20 protein-coding genes are annotated in these 22,356 nt (G+C 76.0%); 10 read left to right on the top strand and 10 right to left on the bottom strand.

Annotated elements, in window-relative coordinates; translation table 11 throughout:
- Positions 1–89 precede the first annotated feature (89 nt).
- Complete coding sequence (locus ACRAKJ_RS28970; RefSeq protein WP_438920575.1) at positions 90–1,298, top strand: GNAT family N-acetyltransferase; 1,209 nt, start codon at positions 90–92, stop codon at positions 1,296–1,298.
- Positions 1,299–1,356: 58 nt separating this feature from the next.
- Here the strand turns inward: ACRAKJ_RS28970 and ACRAKJ_RS28965 are convergent, their stop codons facing one another.
- The gene (locus tag ACRAKJ_RS28965; protein WP_438920594.1) at positions 1,357–2,277 is read right to left on the bottom strand and encodes a 5'-3' exonuclease H3TH domain-containing protein; all 921 of its coding nucleotides are present in this window, start codon (positions 2,275–2,277) and stop codon (positions 1,357–1,359) included.
- A 168-nt stretch (positions 2,278–2,445) separates the two neighbouring features.
- Here ACRAKJ_RS28965 and ACRAKJ_RS28960 point away from each other — a divergent pair, with 168 nt between their 5' ends.
- Together ACRAKJ_RS28960 and ACRAKJ_RS28955 are read left to right on the top strand one after the other, a co-directional pair.
- Entirely contained in the window at positions 2,446–3,573 is a 1,128-nt protein-coding gene (locus tag ACRAKJ_RS28960) for a M24 family metallopeptidase (RefSeq protein WP_438920576.1), read from the top strand.
- On the top strand, positions 3,570–4,019 hold the full coding sequence (locus tag ACRAKJ_RS28955) for a winged helix-turn-helix transcriptional regulator (protein ID WP_438920577.1): 450 nt from the start codon (positions 3,570–3,572) through the stop codon (positions 4,017–4,019). The genes ACRAKJ_RS28960 and ACRAKJ_RS28955 overlap by 4 nt, the downstream gene beginning before the upstream one ends.
- A gap of 27 nt (positions 4,020–4,046) precedes the next feature.
- On the opposite strand, the gene ACRAKJ_RS28950 is transcribed toward ACRAKJ_RS28955, so the two are convergent.
- Positions 4,047–4,802: an aminotransferase class IV gene (locus ACRAKJ_RS28950; RefSeq protein ID WP_438920578.1), complete on the bottom strand. Its 756-nt coding sequence runs from the start codon at positions 4,800–4,802 to the stop codon at positions 4,047–4,049.
- 76 nt (positions 4,803–4,878) lie between these two features.
- On the opposite strand from ACRAKJ_RS28950, the gene ACRAKJ_RS28945 reads away from it, so the two are divergent.
- From ACRAKJ_RS28945 to ACRAKJ_RS28935, 3 genes are read left to right on the top strand one after another with little or no spacing between them, the layout of a single operon-like run.
- Entirely contained in the window at positions 4,879–5,835 is a 957-nt protein-coding gene (locus ACRAKJ_RS28945) for a DJ-1/PfpI family protein (protein WP_438920579.1), read from the top strand.
- Positions 5,836–5,850: 15 nt separating this feature from the next.
- Positions 5,851–6,477: a DJ-1/PfpI family protein gene (locus tag ACRAKJ_RS28940; protein ID WP_438920580.1), complete on the top strand. Its 627-nt coding sequence runs from the start codon at positions 5,851–5,853 to the stop codon at positions 6,475–6,477.
- A 4-nt stretch (positions 6,478–6,481) separates the two neighbouring features.
- Complete coding sequence (locus ACRAKJ_RS28935; RefSeq protein WP_438920581.1) at positions 6,482–6,646, top strand: hypothetical protein; 165 nt, start codon at positions 6,482–6,484, stop codon at positions 6,644–6,646.
- Between the two features lie 40 nt (positions 6,647–6,686).
- Here ACRAKJ_RS28935 and ACRAKJ_RS28930 read toward each other — a convergent pair whose 3' ends face one another.
- Positions 6,687–7,628, bottom strand: coding sequence for an RNA polymerase subunit sigma-70 (locus tag ACRAKJ_RS28930; RefSeq protein WP_438920582.1), 942 nt, complete (start codon positions 7,626–7,628; stop codon positions 6,687–6,689).
- 104 nt (positions 7,629–7,732) lie between these two features.
- Here ACRAKJ_RS28930 and ACRAKJ_RS28925 point away from each other — a divergent pair, with 104 nt between their 5' ends.
- The 4 genes from ACRAKJ_RS28925 (at position 7,733) to ACRAKJ_RS28910 (ending at position 15,136) form a co-directional block, all read left to right on the top strand.
- The gene (locus ACRAKJ_RS28925; protein ID WP_438920583.1) at positions 7,733–8,920 is read left to right on the top strand and encodes an MFS transporter; all 1,188 of its coding nucleotides are present in this window, start codon (positions 7,733–7,735) and stop codon (positions 8,918–8,920) included.
- A gap of 21 nt (positions 8,921–8,941) precedes the next feature.
- The gene (locus ACRAKJ_RS28920) at positions 8,942–10,129 is read left to right on the top strand and encodes an MFS transporter (RefSeq protein WP_438920584.1); all 1,188 of its coding nucleotides are present in this window, start codon (positions 8,942–8,944) and stop codon (positions 10,127–10,129) included.
- A 307-nt stretch (positions 10,130–10,436) separates the two neighbouring features.
- Positions 10,437–11,789, top strand: a complete 1,353-nt coding sequence (locus tag ACRAKJ_RS28915) for a diguanylate cyclase (RefSeq protein ID WP_438920585.1) — start codon at positions 10,437–10,439, stop codon at positions 11,787–11,789.
- A gap of 101 nt (positions 11,790–11,890) precedes the next feature.
- The gene (locus ACRAKJ_RS28910; RefSeq protein WP_438920586.1) at positions 11,891–15,136 is read left to right on the top strand and encodes a hypothetical protein; all 3,246 of its coding nucleotides are present in this window, start codon (positions 11,891–11,893) and stop codon (positions 15,134–15,136) included.
- On the opposite strand, the gene ACRAKJ_RS28905 is transcribed toward ACRAKJ_RS28910, so the two are convergent.
- The 7 genes from ACRAKJ_RS28905 to ACRAKJ_RS28875 form a co-directional block, all read right to left on the bottom strand.
- Positions 15,114–15,689, bottom strand: coding sequence for a DUF4865 family protein (locus ACRAKJ_RS28905; RefSeq protein ID WP_438920587.1), 576 nt, complete (start codon positions 15,687–15,689; stop codon positions 15,114–15,116). The genes ACRAKJ_RS28910 and ACRAKJ_RS28905 overlap by 23 nt on opposite strands.
- A gap of 1 nt (position 15,690) precedes the next feature.
- The gene (locus ACRAKJ_RS28900; RefSeq protein WP_438920588.1) at positions 15,691–16,695 is read right to left on the bottom strand and encodes a P1 family peptidase; all 1,005 of its coding nucleotides are present in this window, start codon (positions 16,693–16,695) and stop codon (positions 15,691–15,693) included.
- A gap of 163 nt (positions 16,696–16,858) precedes the next feature.
- Complete coding sequence (locus ACRAKJ_RS28895) at positions 16,859–18,283, bottom strand: pyridoxal phosphate-dependent decarboxylase family protein (protein WP_447008742.1); 1,425 nt, start codon at positions 18,281–18,283, stop codon at positions 16,859–16,861.
- A gap of 92 nt (positions 18,284–18,375) precedes the next feature.
- Entirely contained in the window at positions 18,376–19,110 is a 735-nt protein-coding gene (locus ACRAKJ_RS28890) for a DUF1684 domain-containing protein (RefSeq protein WP_447008741.1), read from the bottom strand.
- A gap of 142 nt (positions 19,111–19,252) precedes the next feature.
- Positions 19,253–20,944 carry a DEAD/DEAH box helicase gene (locus ACRAKJ_RS28885; RefSeq protein WP_438926884.1) on the bottom strand — a complete coding sequence of 564 codons (1,692 nt, stop codon included), beginning with the start codon at positions 20,942–20,944 and terminating at the stop codon, positions 19,253–19,255.
- 81 nt (positions 20,945–21,025) lie between these two features.
- On the bottom strand, positions 21,026–21,457 hold the full coding sequence (locus ACRAKJ_RS28880) for a hypothetical protein (RefSeq protein ID WP_438926885.1): 432 nt from the start codon (positions 21,455–21,457) through the stop codon (positions 21,026–21,028).
- The gene (locus ACRAKJ_RS28875; protein WP_438926886.1) at positions 21,454–22,347 is read right to left on the bottom strand and encodes a Gfo/Idh/MocA family oxidoreductase; all 894 of its coding nucleotides are present in this window, start codon (positions 22,345–22,347) and stop codon (positions 21,454–21,456) included. Before ACRAKJ_RS28875 ends, ACRAKJ_RS28880 begins: the two co-directional genes overlap by 4 nt.
- Positions 22,348–22,356 lie beyond the last annotated feature (9 nt).

The following is a 22,356-nucleotide window of genomic DNA, read 5'->3' as shown; positions in this document are numbered from 1 at the left end:
CGTGGCCACCTCCTCGCCGGGGGTGGCCACAGTCGTCTGCGGGGGGAAACTCGTTAGCGGGGCTTGCGATCTCGGGGGATCATGCGGGGGTGACAGACCACGACGTCCGGGTCCTCGACGACTCGCAGTACCGGACCGCGCACACCTTGTTCCGGGGCACGCTGCACCACGGGCCGGCGCCCGACGAGCAGTGGGAGTTCGCGCGGGAGTCGTACGACGCGGGGCGGGCGCTGGGGGCGTTCGCCGAGGGCGAGATGATCGGGACGGTGCAGTCGTTCCCGTCCGCGATGGCCGTGCCGGGTGGCGCGGTGGTGCCGCACGCGGCGGTGTCGCGGGTGGGTGTGCGGGCGGACTGGACGCGGCGCGGGGTGCTCAACGCGCTCCAGCGGGCGCAGTTGTCGGCGTTGCGGTCGGCGGGTGACGTGGTGGCGAGCCTGCGGGCGTCGGAGACCGAGATCTACGGGCGCTACGGGTACGGGGTGGCGTCGCGCTACAAGCTGCTGAAGGTCGACCGCCGTCGTGCCGCGCCCCGGTCGCGGGTCGCGGGGCGGGTGCGGCTGGTCGGGGCCGAGGAGGGGGAGCGGGTCGCGCGGGAGCTGTTCGCCGGGTTGTCGCCGCGGCGGGCGGGGACGATCGCCCGGTGGCCCGGGTGGTGGGCGTTGAACGTGCGGCGCACGGCGGACGAGGAGAACCTGCGGGTCGCGGTGCGGTCGTCCGGGGGTGTGGACGACGGGTACGTGATCTACAAGGTGACGCCCGGGGTGCACGAGGCGTCGGACGAGAAGCCGACCTCGCTCTCCGTGCTGGACCTGTGGGCGGGGTCGGCGGAGGCGTGGGCCGACCTGTGGTTGTTCGTGCTGGGGGTCGACCTGGTGCGCGAGGTGGTCGCGTTCGGCCGGCCGGTGGACGAGCCGGTGGAGTGGCTGCTGGGCGACCGGCGCGCGTGCCGGGTGGTCGACCTGGAGGACGAGAGCTGGTTGCGCCTGCTGGACGTGCCGGCCGCGTTGGCGGCGCGCGCGTACCGCGACGCGCCGCCGGTCGTGGTGGGGGTGCGCGACGCGTACCTGCCGGAGAACTCGGGGTCGTACCGGGTGTCGGCGGAGGGCGTGGTCAGGACGGGGGAGGCCGCCGACGTGACGCTGGACGTGGACGCGCTGGCCTCGGTGTACCTGGGTGACGTGAGCTTCCGGGCGTTGGCCGGCACCCGTCGCCTGGTCGTGGGGACGCCGGGGGCGGCGGTCCGGGCGGACGCGGTGTTCGGGGTGGACGAGGTGCCGTGGAGCGGGACGTACTTCTGAGCCCGGTGGGCCTCTGAGCCCGGTGGGCCTCTGAGCCCGGTGGGCCGGCGGGCGCCGTTCAGCGGCGTTCCAGGGCGGTCAGCAGGCGCGGCAGGGAGCTGCCCAGGCCCCAGCGCTTCGTCAGCTCCGCCACGCGTTCGGGGTCGACGGGCGCGGCGGGCACGGCGTCGTCGCGGTCGACGGTGACGGGCGCGTCGGTGGCCACGTCGACGACGGTCGGCGCGACCGCGAGGTAGTCCTGGGCGTTGAGCAGGGCGGTGCGGGCGCGGGTGGTGAGCTTGCGGTCCCGGCCGTCGTGGACGGCGTCCAGGACGGCGCGCAGGGAGCCGAACTCGCTGATGAGCTTCGCGGCGGTCTTCTCGCCGATGCCCGCGACGCCCGGCAGGCCGTCGGACGGGTCGCCGCGCAGCACGGCCATCCCGGCGTACGCGGCGCCGGCGTCGTGGACGGGCAGGGCGTACTTGGCGGCCAGCTCCTCCGGGCCGAGGAGCTCGGCCTTCGCCCAGCCGCGGCCGAGGTAGAGCACGCGCACGGGGGTGGGGGTGTCGCGCACGACCTGGAACAGGTCGCGGTCGCCGGTGATCACCTCGACCGGGTCGGCGGTCTCCCGGGCGGCGAGGGTGCCGATCACGTCGTCGGCCTCGTAGCCGGCGGCCTCGGCGGTGGCGATGCCGACCGCGTCGAGCACGTCGAGGATGATCGGGACCTGCGGGGTGAGGGTGTCCGGCACGTCCTCCTCGCCGTCCGCGCCGCCCTCGGCGACGCGGTGGGCCTTGTACGACGGCAGGGCGGCGACGCGGAACTCCGGCCGCCAGTCGGCGTCCAGGCACGCGACCAGGCGGCTCGCCTTCCGGTCGGTGACGACCTTGGCGATGGTGTCGACGAACCCGCGCACCGCGTTCACCGGGGTGCCGTCCGGGGCGGTCATCGACTCGGGCAGCGCGTAGAACGCCCGGAAGTACAGGCTCGCGGCGTCCATCAGGACCAGCGGGGTGCTCACGCCGCAGAGCTTGCCAGAGGGCACCGACAGGTCGGGTCGGGCGGGGGCCGCCCGCGGGAGCGCCGGGGTCGGGTCGTGTTCCGGGACGCGCGACACCCGCCGGTCGGGGTGAGGCCCGCCCGGCCCACCGCGACTAGGCTCACCCGCATGTCGACCCAAGTTGGGCCCGTCGACGTGGACGCGTTGCGCGCGCGACTCGACCGGGCCACCGCCGCGGCCTCCACCGCCGGCCTGGACGGGCTGCTCGTCACGCCCGGCTCGGACCTGCGCTACCTCATCGGCGCGGGCGGGTCGTCGTTCGAGCGGTTGACGTGCCTCGTGGTGCCGGTCGGCGGCACGCCGCTGCTGGTGGTGCCGAAGCTGGAGCACCCCGGCTACGCGGGCGTGCCGACGGACGCCCTCGGCGTCGAGGTCGCGACCTGGGTGGACGGGGAGGACCCGTACGCGCTGGTCGCCCGGGCGCTCGCGGGCGGCCGGCACGCCGTGTCGGACATGACGCCCGCCCTGCACGCGCTGCGGCTGCGCGACGTCCTCGGCGGCGAGCAGGTGCTGGCCGGGCCGGTCCTGCGGGAGCTGCGGATGCGCAAGGACGCCACCGAGGTGGCCGCGCTGCGCAAGGCGGGCGCGGCGATCGACCGGGTGCACGCGCGGATGGCGGAGTGGCTGCGGGCGGGCCGCACCGAGCGCGAGGTGGGCGCGGACATCGCCGAGGCGATCGTGGCCGAGGGGCACGCGGTGGCGGAGTTCGTCATCGTCGGCTCGGGCCCGAACGGCGCCTCGCCGCACCACGACCTGTCCGACCGGGTGATCGAGGCCGGGGACGTGGTCGTGGTCGACATCGGCGGACCGGTGGCGGAGGGCTACTGCTCCGACTCCACCCGCACCTACGTGCTGGGCGAGCCGCGCCACGACGACGTGTCGCGCACCTACGCGGTGCTCCAGGCCGCGCAGGCGGCGGCCGTGGACGCGGTGCGGCCGGGCGTGGCGTGCGAGGCGGTCGACGCGGCGGCGCGCGAGGTCATCGCGGACGCCGGCTTCGGCGAGTACTTCGTGCACCGCACCGGGCACGGCATCGGGTTGGACGTGCACGAGGAGCCGTACGTGGTGGGCGGCAACGACCTGCCGCTGGAGCCGGGCATGGCGTTCAGCGTCGAACCGGGCATCTACCTGCCGGGCCGGTGGGGCGCGCGGATCGAGGACATCGTGGTCGTCACCGAGGACGGCGCGGAGAGCGTCAACACCCGCCCGCACGAGCTGGTGGTGCTGCCGGCGTGACGAACCTGGAGCCGATCGACCGGGCGATCCTGCGCGAGCTGGCCGCGGACGGCCGGTGCAGCTTCACCGACCTCGCCGAGCGGGTGGGGCTGAGCGTGTCGGCCGTGCACCAGCGGGTGCGGCGGCTGGAGCAGCGGGGCGTGGTGCGCGGGTACGCGGCGCGGTTGGACGGCGACGAGGTGGGGCTGCCGCTGACGGCGTTCATCTCGCTCACCCCGATCGACCCGGCGGCCCCGGACGACTACCCCAAGCGCGTGGAGCACCTGCCGCAGATCGAGGCGTGCTACTCGGTGGCGGGCGACGCCTCCTACGTGCTGCGGGTGCGGGTGGCGTCGCCGAAGGCCCTGGAGGAGCTGCTGCGGCAGGTCCGGGAGGCCGCGAACGTCTCCACCCGCACGACCGTGGTGCTCTCCACCCCGTACGAGGACCGGCCGCCCGCGGTCTAGGCGGGCACCGCCGGGCGGGGGCGTCGCCTAGTCGAACGGGTCGGCGGGCACGGCGTCGTAGGCGGCCCGGACGCGGGTCATCGCGGCCTCGTCCACGGCCAGCTCGGTGTCGCCGATCGCCGACACGGCGACCACGCCGATGGAGTTGGTCAGGAACGCGCCCCGGTAGCGGGGCACGTCGGCCAGCCGCACGACCTCGCGGCGCGAGGGCAGGACGCGTTCGAGCAGCTGCATGGTGATGCCGTGCAGCCAGTCGGCCTGCGCCCAGGCGGTGCCGCCGTCGGCGTCGAGGAACGCGATGTTGGCGATGGCGCCCTCGACGACGACGCCGTCGCGCGTGGTGAGCAGGGCGTCGTCGTACCCGGCGCGTTCGGCGACGTTGCCGTGGTGGAGCTGGCCGAACCCGCCGAGGTGCTTCACGTGCGGCAGCGGCCGGGTGTAGTCGACGGGCAGCAGCCGCCGCGGGCCGGCCGGGGGCGTGGACGGCGGTCGCACGGCGACCAGGACCCGCGGCGCGCCCACGCCGAACACCACGACCCGCACGGCGGCGTCGCGCACGTCGTCGCCCAGCGCCCGCGAGACGAGGCCGCGCACCCGCTCGCCGTCCAGGCCCGTCCCGTACAGCTCGCGGTTGGCCGCGTCGAGGCGGCGCAGGTGCAGGTCCAGGCCCCTGGTGCGGCGGTCGCGGACCTGCATCGCGGTGAAGTGGCCGTAGTTGCCCAGCAGGCCGGCCGCGAGCTGCTCCGCGGTCGCGGGGCCGCCGTCGATCTCGATCCTCAGCACCGGCCGACGGTAGCGCGGCGGGAATCGAGGGTCACGTGTCGTTGCCGCCGGCGGCGCGGGTCGGGAGGGTGGTGCTGTGGAACGAGAGGTGCTGGTCGTCGGCTACGAGGGCGCGGTGCTGACCGACATCGCCGGGCCGGTCGACGTGTTCGACGGCGCGGGCAGGGTGTGCGGCGGCTACCGGGTGCGGCTGGCGGCGGTGGGCGGCGGGTTCGGCGTCAGCGGGGGCCTGCGGATGGAGGCGGAGGACCTGCGGGACGTCGGGGCGGGCGTCGACACGGTGCTGGTGGTCGGCGGCACGGGGTTCGAGGACGCCGCGGCCGACCCCGAGCTGCGCGGCCACCTGCGGCGGGTGGCGGCCGGGGCGCGCCGGGTCGGCAGCGTCTGCACGGGCGCGTTCGTGCTGGCCGGCGCCGGTCTGCTGGACGGGGCGCGGGCCACCACGCACTGGGCGTTCTGCGACCGGCTGGCCGCCGAGAACCCGTCGGTGCGGGTGGTGCCGGACGCGATCTTCGTGCGCGACGGCGCGCTGGCCACCTCCGCCGGGGTCACCGCGGGCATCGACCTGGCGCTGGCGCTCGTCGAGCAGGACCACGGCGCGCCGCTCGCCCGGCTGGTCGCGCGCTGGATGGTGGTGTTCCTCCAGCGCCCCGGCGGCCAGTCGCAGTTCAGCGTCCGCGCCCGGGTGCCGCCGGTGCGCGAGCGGGGGCTGCGGGACCTGCTCGACGCCATCGCCGACGACCCGGCCGCGCCCTGGACCGTCGAGTCGATGGCGCGGCGCGCGGCGATGAGCCCCCGGCACCTCGCGCGGGTGTTCCCGCACCGCGTCGGCGTCCCGCCCGCCCGGTACGTGGAGCGGGCGCGGGTCGAGGCGGCGGCCGGGGTGCTGGAGTCGGGCGACGAGGGGCTGGACGTCGTCGCCCGCAGGTGCGGTTTCGGTTCGGCGGAGACGTTGCGCCGGGCCTTCCAGCGGGTGCTCGGCGTGACGCCGGGCGGCTACCGGGACAGGTTCCGCACCACCGGTGCGGCTTAGGAACAGGGGGAAGCGGTGGAACTCGCTCTCGTGCTCTACCCGGACATGACGTCGTTGGACCTGGTCGGCCCGTACGAGGTGCTGGCCGCGCAACCGGGCGTGACCGCGCACTTCGTGGCCGAGACGCTCGACCCGGTGCGCGCCGACTCGGGCCTGACGGTCGTGCCGACGACGACGTTCGACGCGCTGGACCGGGCCGACCTGGTCGTGGTGCCCGGCGGGGGCGGCTGGGCGCGGGTGCTGGCCGACGGCGTGGTCGCCGCGTGGCTGCGGAAGGTGCACCCGACGGCGACGTGGACGACGTCGGTGTGCTCGGGGTCGACGCTGCTGGCGCAGGCGGGCATCCTCGACGGCCGGCCTGCCACCACGCACTGGGCGCTGCGCGACGAGCTGGCGAAGCTCGGCGCGGTCGTCAGCACCGACCGCGTGGTGGTCGACGGGTCCGTCGTCACGGCCGCCGGGGTGTCCGCCGGCATCGACATGGCCCTCACCCTCACCGGGCTGATCTGGGGCGACGAGCGGGCCGAGTTCACCCAGCTCGTCATCGAGTACGACCCCCGGCCGCCCTACGACTCCGGGTCGCCCGAGACGGCGTCCCCCGAACTCGTCGCCCACGCCCGGCACGTCCTGACGGGGAGCTGACCTGGTGGTGGCGGACAGCACGGCGGGCCGCCCGCCGTGCTGCCGCAGCACCCCCGCGCGCAGCCCGGTCAGCGCGAGCACCGCGCCCGGTCCGAACAGCTCGCCGTCGACGTCCAGCACCCCGTCGAGGACCACCACGAGCGCGCCGCGCCACTCGGCCGGGTCGTAGCGGCGCTCGCCCGCCACCACGACCACGCGGACGTCGAACATCACAGCGACGCGGGCAGGCCGAACAGCGGGAAGCGGTCCGGTCCGAACGTCACGACCTGCTCGACCGCGCCGTCGCGCACCAGCAGCACGTCCAGCGCCGCCGGCTCGAACACCTCCCCGCCGGCCTTGCGCACGTAGTTCGCCAGCGCGGGTTGCCGGTTGGCGCGCGTCTCCAGGACCCGCCACTCGCCGAACGACCCCGGGCCCACCATGGCCGGCGCCCAGATGCCGATCAGCACGTCCCGCCCCCGGTGCCACTCCGGCTGCGGCGGCATGGTCCACGTCGCGTCCTCGCGCAGCGTCGAGGCCAGCAGCTCCATGTCGCCGCGCTCGGTGGCCTCGACGAACCGGCGCACCACCTCCCGCTCCCGCGCCGACGGCTCGCCCGACCAGTCCGCGCGCCGCTGCGGCAGGTGCCGGCGCATCGTCGCCCTGGCCCGTTGCAGCGCGCTGTTCACCGCGGGCACGGTGTCGTCCAGCAGCGCCGCCGCCTCGCTCGCCCGCCAGCCCAGCACGTCGCGCAGCACCAGCACCGCCCGCTGCTTCGCCGGCAGGTGCTGCACCGCGGCCAGGAACGCCAGCTCGATCGTCTCCCGCGCCACCACCTCCGCGTCCGGCCCCGCCTGGTCGAGCAGCGCGTCCGGGAACGGCTGGAGCCACGGCACGTCCGCCGCCGGCATCGCCTCCGTCGTGCCGGGCGCCGGGCGGCGCGAGATCGCGTCCAGGCACGCGTTGGTGGCGATCCGGTACAGCCACGCCCGGAACGACGACTCGCCCCGGAACGCGTCCCGCGACCGCCACGCCTTGAGGAACGCCTCCTGCACCAGGTCCTCGGCCTCGTCGAACGAGCCGAGCAGCCGGTAGCAGTGCACGCGCAGCTCGTGGCGGTAGCGCTCGACCTCACGGGTGAAGTCGACCGTGATCCCCGGTACCGCGTCCATGGTGACCCTCCGGACTTGTACGGTGGCGTGCCGGTCGCACGCCGGACGAACGTTGAGACGGGACCTCGCCGGAAAACTCATCGGACCCGTGGGGGGTGTGTGCGTTGACGGGGGTGCGCGCGGCGTTCGCGACGCCGGAGTTCCGGGTGCTGTGGTCGGCGGCGGCGCTGTCCGCGGTCGGCGACCAGCTCGCCCGGGTCGCGTTGTCGGTGCTGGTGTTCCAGCGCACCGGCTCGGCCGCGTGGACGGCCCTGACCTACGCGTTGACCATGCTGCCGGCGTTCGTGTCGGGCGTGCTGCTCACCGGGCTGGCCGACCGGTTCCCGCGCCGCACCGTGATGGTCGTGGCCGACGTGGTGCGCGCCGCGCTGCTGGCCCTCATGGCGATCCCCGGCGTGCCGTTGCCGCTGGTCGCGGCGCTGCTGGTGGCCGCCCAGCTGGCCGAGCCGCCGTTCGCCGCCGCGCAGGGCGCGCTGCTGCCGACCGTGCTGGGCGAGCACTACGAGGCCGGGCAGTCGGTGCACCTGATCACTCACCAGGCGGGCCTGCTGCTCGGGTTCGTCGTCGGCGGCCTGGCCGTGGCGTGGCTGGGCACGTCGGGCGCGCTGCTCGCCGACGCCGCCACGTTCGCCCTGTCGGCGCTGGTGCTGCGCTTCGGCCTGGCCGCCCGGCCCGCGCCGGGGTCCGTGCCCGCGCCGCACCTCCAGGTCCGCGCGGGCGCGCTGCTGGTGTGGCGCGACCGGCGGCTGCGGCTGCTGGTCGCGATCGGCTGGCTGGCGCTGTTCACCGTGGTGCCCGAGGGGCTGGCCGTGCCGTTCTCCGCCGAGGTCGGCGCGGGCGCGGCCGGGGTGGGGCTGCTGCTGGCCGCCGACCCCGCCGGGATGGTGCTGGGCACCGTGCTGCTGCGGCTGCTGCCCGCGGCGCGGCGCGTGCGGCTGCTCGGCCTGCTCGCGGTGGCCACCGCCGTGCCGCTGGTGGGCTACCTCTTCGCGCCCGGCCTCGTGGCGGCGCTGGCGCTGCTGGCGCTGAGCGGCGTGTTCAGCGCCTACCAGGTCACGGCGGGCGCCACGTTCGTCCGCCTGGTGCCCGACGACCAGCGCGGCCAGGCCCTCGGCTTCGCCCGCAGCGGCCTGGTCGCCACCCAGGGCCTCGGCGTGGCCGCGGGCGGCCTGCTGGCCACCGCCACCGGCTCCGTCGCGTCCGCCGTCGGCCTGGCGGGCCTCGCGGGCGCCGCCCTGGCCCTCGCCGCGACCGCCGCGTGGTCCCGCGTGTCCGCCGCGGCGGTCGGCTGAGCGGTGCCGCACCCGGCGGAGGTGCCTCCCCTGCGGCGCAACCGCGGGTTCCTGCTGCTGTGGCTCGGGCAGTCGGTGTCGCTGGTCGGGACGCAGGTGAGCGCGGTCGCCGTGCCGCTGGTCGCCGTGCTCGGGCTGGGCGCCGGGCCGTGGGAGATGGGCGTCGTCGCCGCCTGCGGGCGGGTGCCGCAGGTGGTGTTCGGGCTGCCCGCCGGGGTGTGGGTGGACCGGGTGCGGCGGCGGGCGGTGGTGGTGTGGTGCTCGGTGGGGCAGGCCGTCGTGCTGGCGGTGGTGCCGGGGGCGGCGCTGGCCGGGGTGCTGTCGGTGCCGCTGGTGGCCGCGGTGGCGTTCGGGGCCGGGACGCTGGCGGTGTTCGGCGACGTCGCCGGGGTGGCCCTGGTGCCGTCCGTGGTGCCGCGCGGGCAGTTGACGCGCGCCCAGGGGGCGGTGGAGGTCGGTCAGGCCACCGGGCAGGTCGTGGGGCCCGCGCTGGGCGGGTGGCTGGCCGGGGTGCTCACCGCGGCGGGCGCGGTGCTGGTCGACTCGCTGAGCTTCCTGGTGGTCGCGGTCGCCGTCGCGGTGCTGCGGGTCGAGGAACGGCCCGGTGCCGCCGAACGCGGGCTGCGCCGGCAGGTCGCGGCCGGCGTCACCGCCGTGTTCGGCGACCGCGCGCTGCGCCGCGTCACGCTGTGCAGCGCCACGCACGTGTTCTGGTTCAACGCCTTCACCGCCGTCGTCGTGCTGCACCTGGCCCGGGACAGGGGACCCGCCGCGATCGGCGCGACGCTGTCGGTCGGCGCGGTCGGCGGGCTGTTCGGCGCGCTGCTCGCCGCGCGCCTGGGCCGGCGGTGGGGCCGCCGCCGGACGATGGCCGTCGCCGTCGTGGCGGCGGGTGGCGGGCAGGCGCTGGTGCCGGTGGACCAGTTCGTGATCGGCGCGGTGGCCCTGATGTGGTTCGCGCTCCAGGTCTACAACGTCCACCAGGTGCCGGTGCGCCACGAGCGCACGCCCGCCGCGCTGCACGGGCGGGTCAACGCCACCATCCGCACCGCCGTGTGGGGCACGGCGCCCGCCGGTGCCCTCGTCGGCGGGCTGCTCGGCCACCTCGTCGGGCTGCCCGCGACGCTCGTGCTCAGCGGGATCGGGGCGGCGGCGGGCGCGTTGTGGCTGGTCGGCGTGGACGTGTCCGCGCCGGCCGCGGAGCGGTGACGGCCCGCGCCGCGGCCCGCGCCCCCGTCTCCGGGTCGGTACCGGATCGTTGCGGCCGCTGCCGGGCATCACCAGATCTTGTCGCGCATGGCGGCGCACCTCCCCTCGGTCTCGTCGTGCGCGGCGGCGTCGCCGGCCGTCTCGAACGGATCTGCGGACAACGCTTTCACCAGATCTTGTCGCGCACCGCGATCACCTCCCGTGCTCCGGGTCACCCCGGTAGCGGCTGACATCGGCCCAGGTCACCATTACTGTGACGGTCCGTCCGGGCACTTCGGCGGTCCGGGGTAGACGGTCGTGAGGCACCATGGGCAGAGCGCGTTCGGCGTCGTCGGGCGATCGACGCTGGAAGCTATGGTCCCTGCCCGGACGCGCCCTGGCGTACGTGCTGTCGGTGGAACTGCTGGCGGTGGCCGCCGTCGCCGCGACCACCGCGTGGCCCGTCCCCGCCGGCTCGTGGACCCCGTTCGCCGTCCTGGCCGGCTGCGCGGCGCTGCACCTGCACTGCTCGCGCTGGATCGAGCGCGTCCGCCGCGACCACAGCCACCTGCCGCACGTCGACCTGTGCAGCATCTGGATCGTGGCCGGCGCCCTCGTGCTGCCGCCCCTGCTCGCCGTGGCCCACACCGTGCTGATCTACCTGCACCGCTGGTGGGTCGTCGGCCGCTGGGACGCCTCCCGACCGCCGCACCGGTGCGTGTTCACCACCTCGATGATGGTGCTGGCCACGCTCGCCGCGAGCGCCGTCGCCGGCCTCACCGGGCTGCGCGGGCACCTCCGGGCGGGCGACCCCGGCAGCGCGCTGGACCTCGTCGGCCTCGTCGGCGCGGGCGCCGCCCAGTGGCTCGTCAACACCGTCCTGGTGGCGGCGGTGATCCTGCTGACCGTGCGGCCCCGCTCGGTGAAGGACTCGGTGGGCAGCGCCGCGGACAACCTGCTGGAGGCCGGCCAGCTGGCCCTGGGCGGGTTCGTCGCGCTCGCCGTCGCCTGGTCGCCGCTGTTCGCGCTGCCCATGGTCGTCGCCGCGGTCGCCCTGCACCGCACCGTGCTGATCCACCAGCTGGAGCTGGCCGCCCGCACCGACACCAAGACCGGCCTGCTCAACGCCGAGGCGTGGCACCTCCAGGCCCGCCTGGAGCTCCAGCGCGCCCGTCAGCAGCCGCCCGGCGCGGCGGTCGGCCTGTTCATGATCGACGTCGACCACTTCAAGGACGTCAACGACACCCACGGCCACCAGACCGGCGACCTCGTGCTGCGCCGGATAGCCGCGGCCCTGGAGAGCGCCGTGCGCCGGGGCGACTCCGTGGGCCGCTTCGGCGGCGAGGAGTTCGCCGTGCTGCTGCCGGACGTGCGCCCCGACGAGGCGTGGGCCATCGCCGAACGGGTGCGCGCCGAGGTCCACCGGGTCCTCGTGGACGACGGCGCGGGCGGCACCGTGGGCGGCCTCACCGTCAGCATCGGCACCGCGGTGTGGCCGGAGGTCGCCGAGGACACCCTGGAGGGGCTGCTGGCCGCCGCCGACCGGGCCCTCTACGAGGCCAAGCGCCTCGGCCGCGACCAGGTGCGGGCCGCCGGGGCGCACCGCCGGTCGCACCGGCCGCCCGCCACGCGGACCCGACGTCCCGTTGCGGGTGTGCAACAACGGGACGTACGCGCCTGATCGGCTACGACTCGGCGCCCCGGTGGCGTAGTTTCCTGCCGTCACCACCAACCCCGGTCACCACCACCCAGGTCACCGGTCATCGCGAGGGGCGTGAACCAGTGGACCTCGGTGCCCCGCACGGAATCCGCTTCCGCTTCGAGGCGGGGATGCTGCGCGCGGTCCTGCTCGACGTGCACCGCAAACCGCCGGTGGACGCCGTCGAGCACCTCACCGCCGAGGCCGGCGCGCGCGACCTGGTGGTCGACGAGACCCGCGACGGGCACGTGCGCGCCGTGTTGCGGCAGGTGTTCGACCTGCCCGCACCCGCCCGCTGGCGGCTCGCCGTCGACGCGCCCGCCGCCCAGCGCCCCGACGGCGTCGAGTTCACCCTGCCCGGCTCGGTGACGCTGCGGGTCTCCGGGACCGCGCCGTGCGCCGCGCACGACGGCGGCGTGACCGCCGAGCTGCCCGCCGGGTGCTCCGAGCTGACCCTCACCGTGACCAGCGACCCCGTGTTCGACGTCGGCGACACCGTCGTGGTGTGCCGGGCCGACCAGGCGCGCGAGGCCGCCGTCGTGCTGTCCTGCCTGCCCGCCGACCGGTTCACGCCCCTGCTCACCCCCGCGCCCGGCGGGTCGGCGCACCGCCACGACGCGCTGGTCGCCGGCCTGCTCGCGGCCACGGGCGTGCGGCGCGCCGTGTTCCTCGACGAACCCGACCCGGCGGTGCTGCCCGACCTGCCCGAGCGCCTGCACCTGCCGTGCGATGACCCGGTCGGGCTCACCGCGAAGGCGTGGGAGCTGCTGCGCGGCGGCGAACCCGGGCGCACGCTCGACGTCCCGCCCGACGCCGACCCCGTCACCGCCCTGGTCACCGCCCTGCGCGCCGGCGCCGCCCTGCGGGTCGACGACGACGCACCGCCCCTGCTCCCGCCGGACGAGCCCGACGGCGACGAGGCCGTCCTCGTCGAGCGCACCGGCACCGCCGCCGACCTCGTCGCCGCCCTCTACGCGCGGCACCGCGGCGCGCGGCTGGTCGTCGTGCCCGCGCCCGACCTGGACGCCGTGCACCGCGTCGTCGCCGAGGAGCAGGAACGGGTCACCGCCGCCGCCGGGGCCATCGGCGACGCCGTCAAGGGCATCGGGTTCGTCGAGGCCCTGTGGCGCTACCTGTCCACCGGCGGGCACGACCCGTACGCGGCGGTCGAGGCCGTCGTCACCGCGCAGGTGCCCGAGGAGGCCGTCGAGGCGGTGGGGGAGCGGCGGCTGACCGCGTTCACCACCGGCCTGCCCTACCCGTTCGTGCGCACCGCCGACGTGAACTGGGCGCGCAAGCCCGTCGGGCACGTCGTCGCCGACCCGACGCTGGTCGTGCTCACCGAGCTGCACCGGGCGGGCGTGGCGCGCGAACCCGCCGCGTTCAGCGTCGTGGTCGACCCCGGCGCGTTCACCGAACTGCCCGCCACCACCGCCTCCCTCGGCCACCACACCCACCCGATCGTGCTGCCCGGCGAGGACGCCCCGCTCGACCTGCTGCGCACCCTGGTCGAGCGGCTGCCCGTCGAGCTGGTGTTCCTCAACAGCCACGACGCCGACGACGTGATCGTGCTGGGCGGGCGGGAGCTGCCCGAGCAGGACGTCCCGCTGGACCTGCGGCACCGCCCGATCGTGTTCAACAACTCGTGCCGGCCCTGGACCGCGCTGGCCCGCGAGTTCGTCCGCGCCGGCGCGCGCGGCTACATCGGCACCCTGTGGACCATCCCGGCCGGCCTGGCTGCCGGCTTCGCGCACACCGCGGTGCGGCGGCTCACCGCCGAGGAGTCGCCCGCCGCGCACGCCATCGTCAACACCGGCACCCCCGGCGGCATCGAGCGCTCCTACCTGTACGCGGGCACCGTCAACGGGCGGCTCGACGAGTGGCGGGACCGGTCCACCACCGACGCCGAGGCCGCCCTCACCGGCTGCGAGCTGCTCGCCGCCCTCGCGCACGACCGCGACCTGCCCGAACCGCTGGCGCGCGTGCTGCACCGCGAGATCGCCGCGCTGCGCCGGACCGCCGAGGCCGGCGGCGCCACCGACACCCCGTCCTACGCCGACGCGCTGCTCGCCGAGCTGGCGCTGGAGCCGGACGACGCACGGGCCGAGGCGCTGCTGGCGCGCCTCGACGCCGTGCTGCCCACCCTCGACCTGCCCGAGGAGGAGGTCGAGGCCCGCTGGGCCACCCGGTGGACGATCACCGGGTCCCGCGCCGAAGCGCGCGGGGAACACGGGGCGGCGCTCGACGACTTCGAACGCTGTGTTGGGCTGGGCGACGCGTGCCGCGACCGGGCGGACGTCCTGCTGAGGATGGCGAGGCTGCTGATGCACGAGGGCAGGACCGACGAGGCGAGGCAGGCTGCGGTGACCGCGTACGACGAGCACCGCGTGCACGGGGACCTGGCCGGCCGGTTGGAGTCGATCACCGTGCTCACCGGGATCGGGGGGGAGGACCCCGACACCGGTCTGCGCTACGCCGCGGAGGGGCACGACCTCGCCGCGGAGCTGGGCGACCGGGCGCGGCAGGCCGCGTTCAAGCTCGACGAGTGCGCGCGGCACCGCGCCGCCGGGGCACCGGACGCCGCCGTCGAGGCCGGCGCGCTGGCCCTGGAGCTGTTCCGCGCCGAGCGCGACGGCCGGCAGGAGCTGGTGGCGCTGCGGCTGCTGGGCGGCTGCCACCGCGACCGGGGCGAGCTGGAGACCGCGCGGCACTACGCCTCCGTGGGCCTGGCGCGGGCCGAGCAGCTCGGCGCCGCCGCCGAGGTGGCCACCTTCCACGACGACCTCGGCGGGCTGTTCGCCGCGCGCGGCGAGCACGCCAAGGCGCTGGAGCACTACCGGCACGCCGTGGAGAAGCTCGTGGCGACCGGGGCGTGGGAGCGCGGCGCCGAACTGCTGCCCCACCTGGCCGTGGGCGCGGTGCGGGCGGGCGACCCCGAGGCGCTGTGGACGACCGCGCTGTGCGGCGGCCTGATCTGCGAGGTCGCCCCGCGCGAGGTGTGGGCGTCGCTGGTGCCGCTGGTCGTCGACTCGATGAAGCGGGCCATCGAGACCGGGCCGTTCGAGCTGACCGAGCGCGGCATGACCGACTTCGCCAGCGCCGTCACCGCCGGGCGGCGCGAGGACATGCCGTTCCAGGTGGGGCTGCTCTCCGACGTCGTCGTCGTGCTCCTGGCGTGGCTGATGGGCCGGGTGGAGCGCGACGTGCTGCGCCTGGCGCGGGAGCTGGACCGCAGCAGCGGCGGGGTGCTCGACCTCGTCGGCTACGTGTCCGTGCCGTTCGCCGAGCGCGCCCGCCTGCCGCGACCTACCAGTGGCGGCCCGCGCTGAGCCCGTCGACCTCCGGCCGGGACAGGTGGAGCACGCGGTAGCGCGTGCCCTCCGCCTCGGGGGCGTCCTGCCACAGGGTGGCGTGCATCAGCTCCCACCGGTCGGGGTTGATCGCCACGGCGCTCGCGTACACGCCGGGGTGCTCGGCGAGCTTCGCCGACTCCGCCAGCGCCTCGTCGACGAGGTCGTTCGGGGTGGTGTCCGGCGGCACGTCGACGGTGCGGCGGGTGAGGTGCGCGACGCCGTCCGCCGGGCCGCGGTCGAACCCGAGGCCCACCCAGTTGCGCACGACGGGGCGGCCGAAGTCGTCGCGGATGCCCTTGAAGCCCGGACCCCACAGGAAGCTGTTCATGCCCTCGGTGGTGCGCCACAGGTAGAACGGGGCGTACTGGTTGACCGGCGAGCCGTCCACGCCGCGCTCGCGCACGCAGTACGCCTTCAGCCCCAGGCCGGGGAAGGTGTCCAGCGCCGAGCCCCGGGTGGCGACCCGGTGGCGGATGACACCCATGTCGTAGTCGGCGGGCATGGTGATCTCGTACTGCATCGCGTGCATCTCAGTTCCCCCGGTAGGCGGCGGTGGTGTGCGGGTACAGCTCCCGGTAGGCCGGGAGCGCGTGCCACTCGGTGGTGACGGACTCGGCGCTCAGCAGGGCGTGCACGAGCGCGCGGGCGAACGTGGCGCGCGCGGCGTCGAGCACCCGGTCGGGGTCGGCGTCGCGGTCGCCGGTGCGGGCGGCGAAGACGGTGTCGCCGTCGGTCATGCCGTGCGCGGGCCGCACCGCCAGCGCCAGGCCGTCCTGCGCCGCGGCGGCCTGCGCGTAGGGGTGCGGGAGGCGGGCGTTGGTGGCCACCACGCCGATCACCGTGTTGAACGGTGGTGCGTTGAACGGGTCGGCGCTGAACGGTGGGGCGCTGGACGGGTCGGCGTCGAACGGCGCGGCGGGGCCGTGGAGGCGTGCGGCGGCGGCCGGGTCGTCGTCGCGGAACGCGGGGAACTCGCCGGGCAGGCCGAGGGCGTGCGCGAACGGCAGGCCGGTGGTGACGTCCACCGACGGGCCGACCGCGTTCAACGCCGCGACCGCGCCCACCACGACCCCGTCGCCCAGGTCCGTCGAGGCGGTGCCCAGGCCGCCCTTCAACGTGGCGTTGAGCGCGCCCGTGCCGGCGCCGACGTTGCCCTGCGGCACCAGCACCCCGGCGTCGCGCGCGGCCTCCGCGCCCTCGGCGGCACCCGGCCGTGCGGCGAAGTCCCCGCCCCGGCCCAGGTCGAACAGCGCGGCGGCAGGTACGAACCCGCCCAGCACGTCCGCCGCGCCGTCGGCCGCGGCCAACCCGTAGGCGCTGCCGCCGGTCAGCACGATCCCGCGCACCTCGCGCCCGCCGTACCGCGGGTCGAGCGCGGCGGTGTCCCGCGTGGCCGGCGCGCCACCGCGCACGTCCACCGCGACCAGCGCCCCGTGCGGGAACGCCACCACCGTGGTGCCGGTCAGCGCACCGCCGCCGATCCGCGTGGCGTGCCCCACCAGCACCCCGGGCACGTCCGTGATCGCGTTGCGCACCCCCAAAGCCTAAATACCCCGCGAGTCATGCCCTCATGACCCGCGAGTCAGACGCTCGCGCCCGGTGTGTCATGCATTCGTGACGCGCGGGTCGAGCGCGAATGTCGGACTCATGGGTCATGAGCGCATGACTCGCGGGTCGCGAGCGCATGACTCGCGGGGGTCAGGGGTGGGGGCGGGGGGCCAGTTCGCGGATTACGGAGACCAGGAGGTCGATGTCGTCCTCGGTGGTGCGCCAGTTCACGATCGCCGGGCGGAGGGCCACGACGCCCCGGTAGACGGTGGTGCCGACGTAGACGCGGGCGTCCTCGACCAGGTCCTCGCCGAGGCGGCGGTTGAGGTCGTCGAGGGTGGCGGGGTCCGCGCCCGCCGGGTGGTAGCGGAAGCAGACGATGAACAGGGTGACCGGGGCCAGCAGCTCCAGGTCGGGGGACTCGGCTATGCGCCGGCCCAGGCGCAGCGCGAGGGAGAGGTGGCGCTCGACCATCGCCCGGTGGCCCTCGCGGCCGTAGGCGCGCAGGGTCGCCCAGATCGGCAGGGCGCGGGCGCGCCGGGACGACTCCGGGCCCAGGTTGTTGTAGTTGACCCGCTCCTCGTCCGGCTGGGGCAGGTACGGGGCGTTCCAGGCGCCGAACGCGTGCCCGAGCAGCGCCGGGTCCCGCACGAACGCGAACCCGCTCTCGTAGGGGACGTTGAGCCACTTGTGGCCGTCCGCCGCCACCGAGTCGGCGCGCTCCACCCCGCGCACCAGGTGCGAGGTGAGCGGCGAGAGGGCCGCGAACAGGCCGAACGCGCCGTCCACGTGCAGCCACGCGTCGTGCCGCGCGGCCAGGTCGGCCATCTCGTCGATCGGGTCGAAGTCGCCGCCGTTGACCTCGCCCGCGTTGCCGATCAGCACGGCCGGTCCCGACGAGGCCAGCTCGCGGTCCAGGGCGTCCAGGTCCAGCCGGCCCGCGTCGTCACGGGTGGGCGTGCGCACGCAGTCGCGGCCCAGGCCCAGCAGCTGCAACGCCTTGCGGCTGCTGGCGTGCACGTAGCCGCTGGAGAACACCGGCATCCTCGGCAGGCCGACCAGCCCCTCGGAGGTCACGTCCACGCCGTGCCGCCGCGCCCACCAGTACCGGGCGCACGCCAGGCCGGTGAGGTTCGCGAACGTCGCGCTGGGCGTCAGCACCCCGCCGTGGGTGGGCGGCAGGCCGAACAGCTCCTTGAGCCAGCGCAGCACGACCGTCTCGGCCTGCGTGGCGAACGGCGAGGTGAGCCACAGGCCGGCGGCCTGGTCCAGCAGGGACGTCACCCAGTCCGCCGCCTGCGCGGCCGGGGTCGACCCGCCCACGACGAAGTGGAAGAACCTCGGCCCGGACGAGTGCGTGGCCGCCCGGGTGCCGATGCGCAGCAGGTCGGCGATCGCGGTCATGGTGCCGTCGCCGGACTCCGGCAGCGGACCGTCGAGGTCCTTGAGCAGGTCGACGTGCGCGGCGTCGCGCACCGGGAGGTGGGGGAGGGCGTCGAGGTAGGGGCGGGCGGCGCGGGCCACCATGCCCAGCGCCTCGACCGCGTCGTCCCCGGCGTTCAGCGGATCACCCATCGTGGCAGGCTAGTCCCCGGCGGCGCGGCGTGGGGCGGTTCCGGGGCGTCGGGGTCGCCGCGGCGACCCCGACCGGCCCGTGGACCGCGTCGTCACCGGACCCGGCGCTCACCCGCCTCGACCGGGACCGTGACCCTGTTGCCCGGCAACGGTTTCGGGCACGTGCCGTACGGGGTCAGCGCGGACGGCAGGTTCACCGCCCGGTTGAAGTCGAGCCGCACCCGCCCGTCGACCGGCGCGTCGGCCGACAGCACGCGCCACCCGGCCGTGGCGCCGCCGTTGGACGGGTCGTGGAACAGCAGCTGCGGCCGGCCGTCGTGGCCGTGGTGCAGCACCACCTCCTGCGGCTGCCCGCCGACCTCGAACCGGGCCGCGCCGATCGCGCTCAGGTGGTGCTCCAGCCCTTCGACCGCGCCGTCCACCACGACCGGTCGCGGCGGGTCGTACGCCTCGAACTCCGCGTCGACCACCCACTCGCGACGCCACTCGAACGTGGGAACCCCGGTGAACGAGGCCAGGGCGGGCGCCCCCGGGTCGCGCAGGCGGATCGCGTAGCGGCCGGTGCGCAGGACGACCTCGACCTTCGTGCCGCCCTCGCCGTCGAGCAGCAGCGACCCCGCCTCGGCGACCCGGTGCTCGGCCGTGCCGTCGCGGGCGACCTCCCCGTCGGTGCTCCACTCGCCCGGCACGCCGGGGAACGCGCGCGGGGTGCCGTCGAGCCAGTGCAGCGCGGTCGGCGACAGCCAGCCGTGCGGCGCGCGCAACCCCTCGTCGCGCTCCTCGCGCCACCGCGCCCAGTCGGCGGCGAGGTCCTCCGTGGTCGTCATCGCACCCTCCTCGTAGTTCGTTCGTCATCGAACCAACCACGGGGAGGGCGGGCGCGCCACCACGTCCACATGCCGGGCGGCGCTCAGGACTGCGCTCGGGACCGCGGCACGGCGACCGGGCCGGCCGCCGGGCCCGGTCCGGTCACCTCGGGTCGTCGCGCTCCCGCCGCACGGTCACCTTGCGGCCCTTGATCGTGGCGCCCCGCAGGGACGCGATGACCTGCTGCGCGGCCGTCTCCGGCACCTCGACCAGGGAGAACCGGTCGGCGATCTCGATCGCGCCGATGTCGCGGCCGTTGAGCTGCGCCTCGCCCGCGATCGCGCCCACCAGGTCCTGCGGCCGGATGCCCGAGCTGCGGCCCGCGCCCACGAACAGGCGAGTCATGCCCGCGGTCGGCCGCCTCGGGGGGCGCCGTTCGCGCCGCTCGCCACCGGGTGCGCCGTCCCGGCCGCGCCGGTCGCCGCCGCTGCGCGGCACGTACTCCGGGATCTCCTCCTCGTCGGCCGCCGCGCCGCTGGCCTCGTGCGCCAGCTTCACCGCCGCGAGCGCGACCTCCATCACGTCGAACTCGTCGGCCAGCGTCTCGACCACGACCCGGAAGCCCTCCAGGTCGTCCTCCAGCAGGCTCTCGTGCAGCGCGGCGCGGGTCAGCTCCAGCCGGCGCGTGCGCAGGTCCGCGACCGTCGGCACCTTCTCGACCTGGATGCGCTGCTTGGTGACGCGCTCGATGGTCTTGAGCATGCCGTGCTCGCGCGGCTCGGCCAGCGTGATCGCCACGCCCTCGCGGCCCGCCCGGCCGACCCGGCCGATGCGGTGCACGTAGGACTCCGGCGCGGACGGCACGTTGTAGTTCACGACGTGCGTGAGCTGCTCCACGTCGAGGCCGCGGGCGGCGACGTCGGTGGCCACCAGCAGGTCCGCGGTGCCGTTGCGCAGCCGGCCCATCACCCGGTCGCGCTGCTCCTGGCTGATGCCGCCGTGCAGCGACTCCGCCCGGTAGCCGCGGCCGTTGAGGGTCTCGGTGAGCTGGTCGACCTCGTCGCGCGTGCGGCAGAACACGATCGCCGCGGTCGGGGCCTCCACGTCGAGGATGCGGCCGAGGGCGGCGGGCTTGTGCGCGCGCGGCACGACGTAGGCGCTCTGCCGCACCTTCGGGGCCTCGCCCGGTTCGGGCTGCTCGCGGCTGATCGTGATGCGCACCGGGTCGGTCAGGTGCTGGCGGGCCAGGCGGTCGATGCGCGAGGGCATCGTCGCGGAGAACAGCACGGTCTGCCGCTCGTCGGGCGTCTCGGCCAGGATCGTGTCCAGGTCCTCGGCGAAGCCCATGTCGAGCATCTCGTCGGCCTCGTCGAGCACGACGACCTTCAGGCCCTCCAGCTTCAGCGTGCCCCGCTGGAGGTGGTCCACGGCCCGGCCCGGCGTGGCGACCACGACGTCCACGCCCTGCTCCAGCACCCGCAGCTGTCGCCCGATCGGCTGACCGCCGTAGATCGGCAGCACGCGCGCGCCCAGGTCGCGCCCGTACCGGTGCACCGCCTCCGACACCTGCACGGCCAGCTCGCGCGTCGGCACCAGCACCAGCGCGAACGGCGCGCGGTCGGTCCGCTCGCCCGCCGCGGCCAGCCGCTCCAGCACGGGCAGCGCGAAGGCCGCCGTCTTGCCGGTGCCGGTCGCGGCCTGGCCGAGCAGGTCGCGCCCCTCGGTGAGCGGAGGGATCGCCTCGCGCTGGATCGGGGTCGGCTCCTCGTAACCCAGGCCCGACAGGGCGCGGAGCAGTTCGGGGCGCAACCCGAGGTCGGTGAAGCTGATCCGGTCGTCGGGTTCGTCGTTCATGGGTCAAGTCTCGCTGATCGCCCCTGAACCGCGCGGCGAGGGGTAGGCCCCGGAGGTCGCGCCCGGCGCCCGGGACCCGCGTCACGGGGCGGCGGGCCCCGGGGGACGGCGTGCCGCGACGCCGAAGCCGGCCAGCCGGCGGTCCGCCTCGGCGGTCGAGCGGAGGCGGACGTGGGGCAGGCCGGCGAGCCGGGACGGGTAGCCGGCCTGCCGGCCGCGGTGCTGCGCGACCGCCCAGGCGATCACCGAGTCGCGCCCCAGCAGGGTCTTCAGGCTCTCGCGGTTGCCGTTCCACGGCTCCGTGCGGCGCGCGATCCGGCCCAGGCTGCGGAACAGCAGCCGCCGCGGGACGACGACGCGCAGCGGTTGGTCCAGCCACACCAGCAGGTCGGCGCGGTGCCGGATGCCGTCCAGCTCCACGTGCGGGCCGCCGACGAGCGGGGCCGGTCGGCGCGAGAGCGTGGTCTTGCCCGCGCCGCTCACGCCGAGCACGACGACGCGCAGGGGCGTCACGACCGGGTCCCCGGCGAGGCGTGCAGGCCGGCGAGGTGGGCGGCGACGTCGAAGCCGAGCACCGGGTCCGGTGAGGACGACAGCAGGCTCTCGTACAGCGGCCGGTAGTGGGCGACCTTGCGCGGCGTGCGGCCGTCCGTGCCGAACGACGCCAGCAGCTCGCCGCCGCGGAACGCGAAACCGGTCATCGCGGTGTGGTCGAGCCAGACCTCCACGTCGCCGTGCGACACGGCGGTGGACTTGCTGCTCGCCCCCGTCCGCCAGTCGACGCGCAGCCGCGCCAGGCCGGTCGTGCCCGCCGAGGCGTAGTCGACGGTGGCCCACGCGCCCAGGTCCTCCTCCACGAGCGACGTCACCGCGACCGGGTCGACCAGGCGGGCCAGCACGGTCAGCTGGTTGATGCCCGAGTCCGCCCACGGCGAGGTGTACGAGGCGAACGCCTGCTCGCCCTTGAGCACGTACGGGTCGCAGAACGCCGACGTGACACCGGTGACCGGGCCGAACGGCAGGGCCGCCGCCCACGCGACCTCGGGGGAGAACGCGAAGTGGTGCGCGGTGAACAGCCGCGGGGTGTCCAGCGCCCGCAGCCGGTCCAGCGACGCCGGGTCGAGCACCAGCGGCTTCTCCACCAGCACCCGGGCGTCGGTCGCGGTGAGGGCGAGCGCGGCCAGGTCGGCGTGCGAGCCCGAGGGGGTGGCGATCACGACCAGGTCGGGCCGGTGCGCCTCCAGCGCGGACGACAGGTCCGGGTAGTGGGGACCGGGTCCGGGGCCGGGGGCCGCCGGGTCCGCGGTGAACTCCAGGTCCACGTCGGACCGCTCGCCGAGCACCGCGAGGTGCGTGCGCGCGATCGTGCCGACACCGACGAGCCCCACCCGCGTCCGTTCCACACCCCGAGT

Source organism: Saccharothrix sp. DSM 118769 (assembly GCF_052936295.1).
Note: the sequence above shows the minus strand (reverse complement) of the source record. Positions and strands in the feature narration are given on the sequence as shown.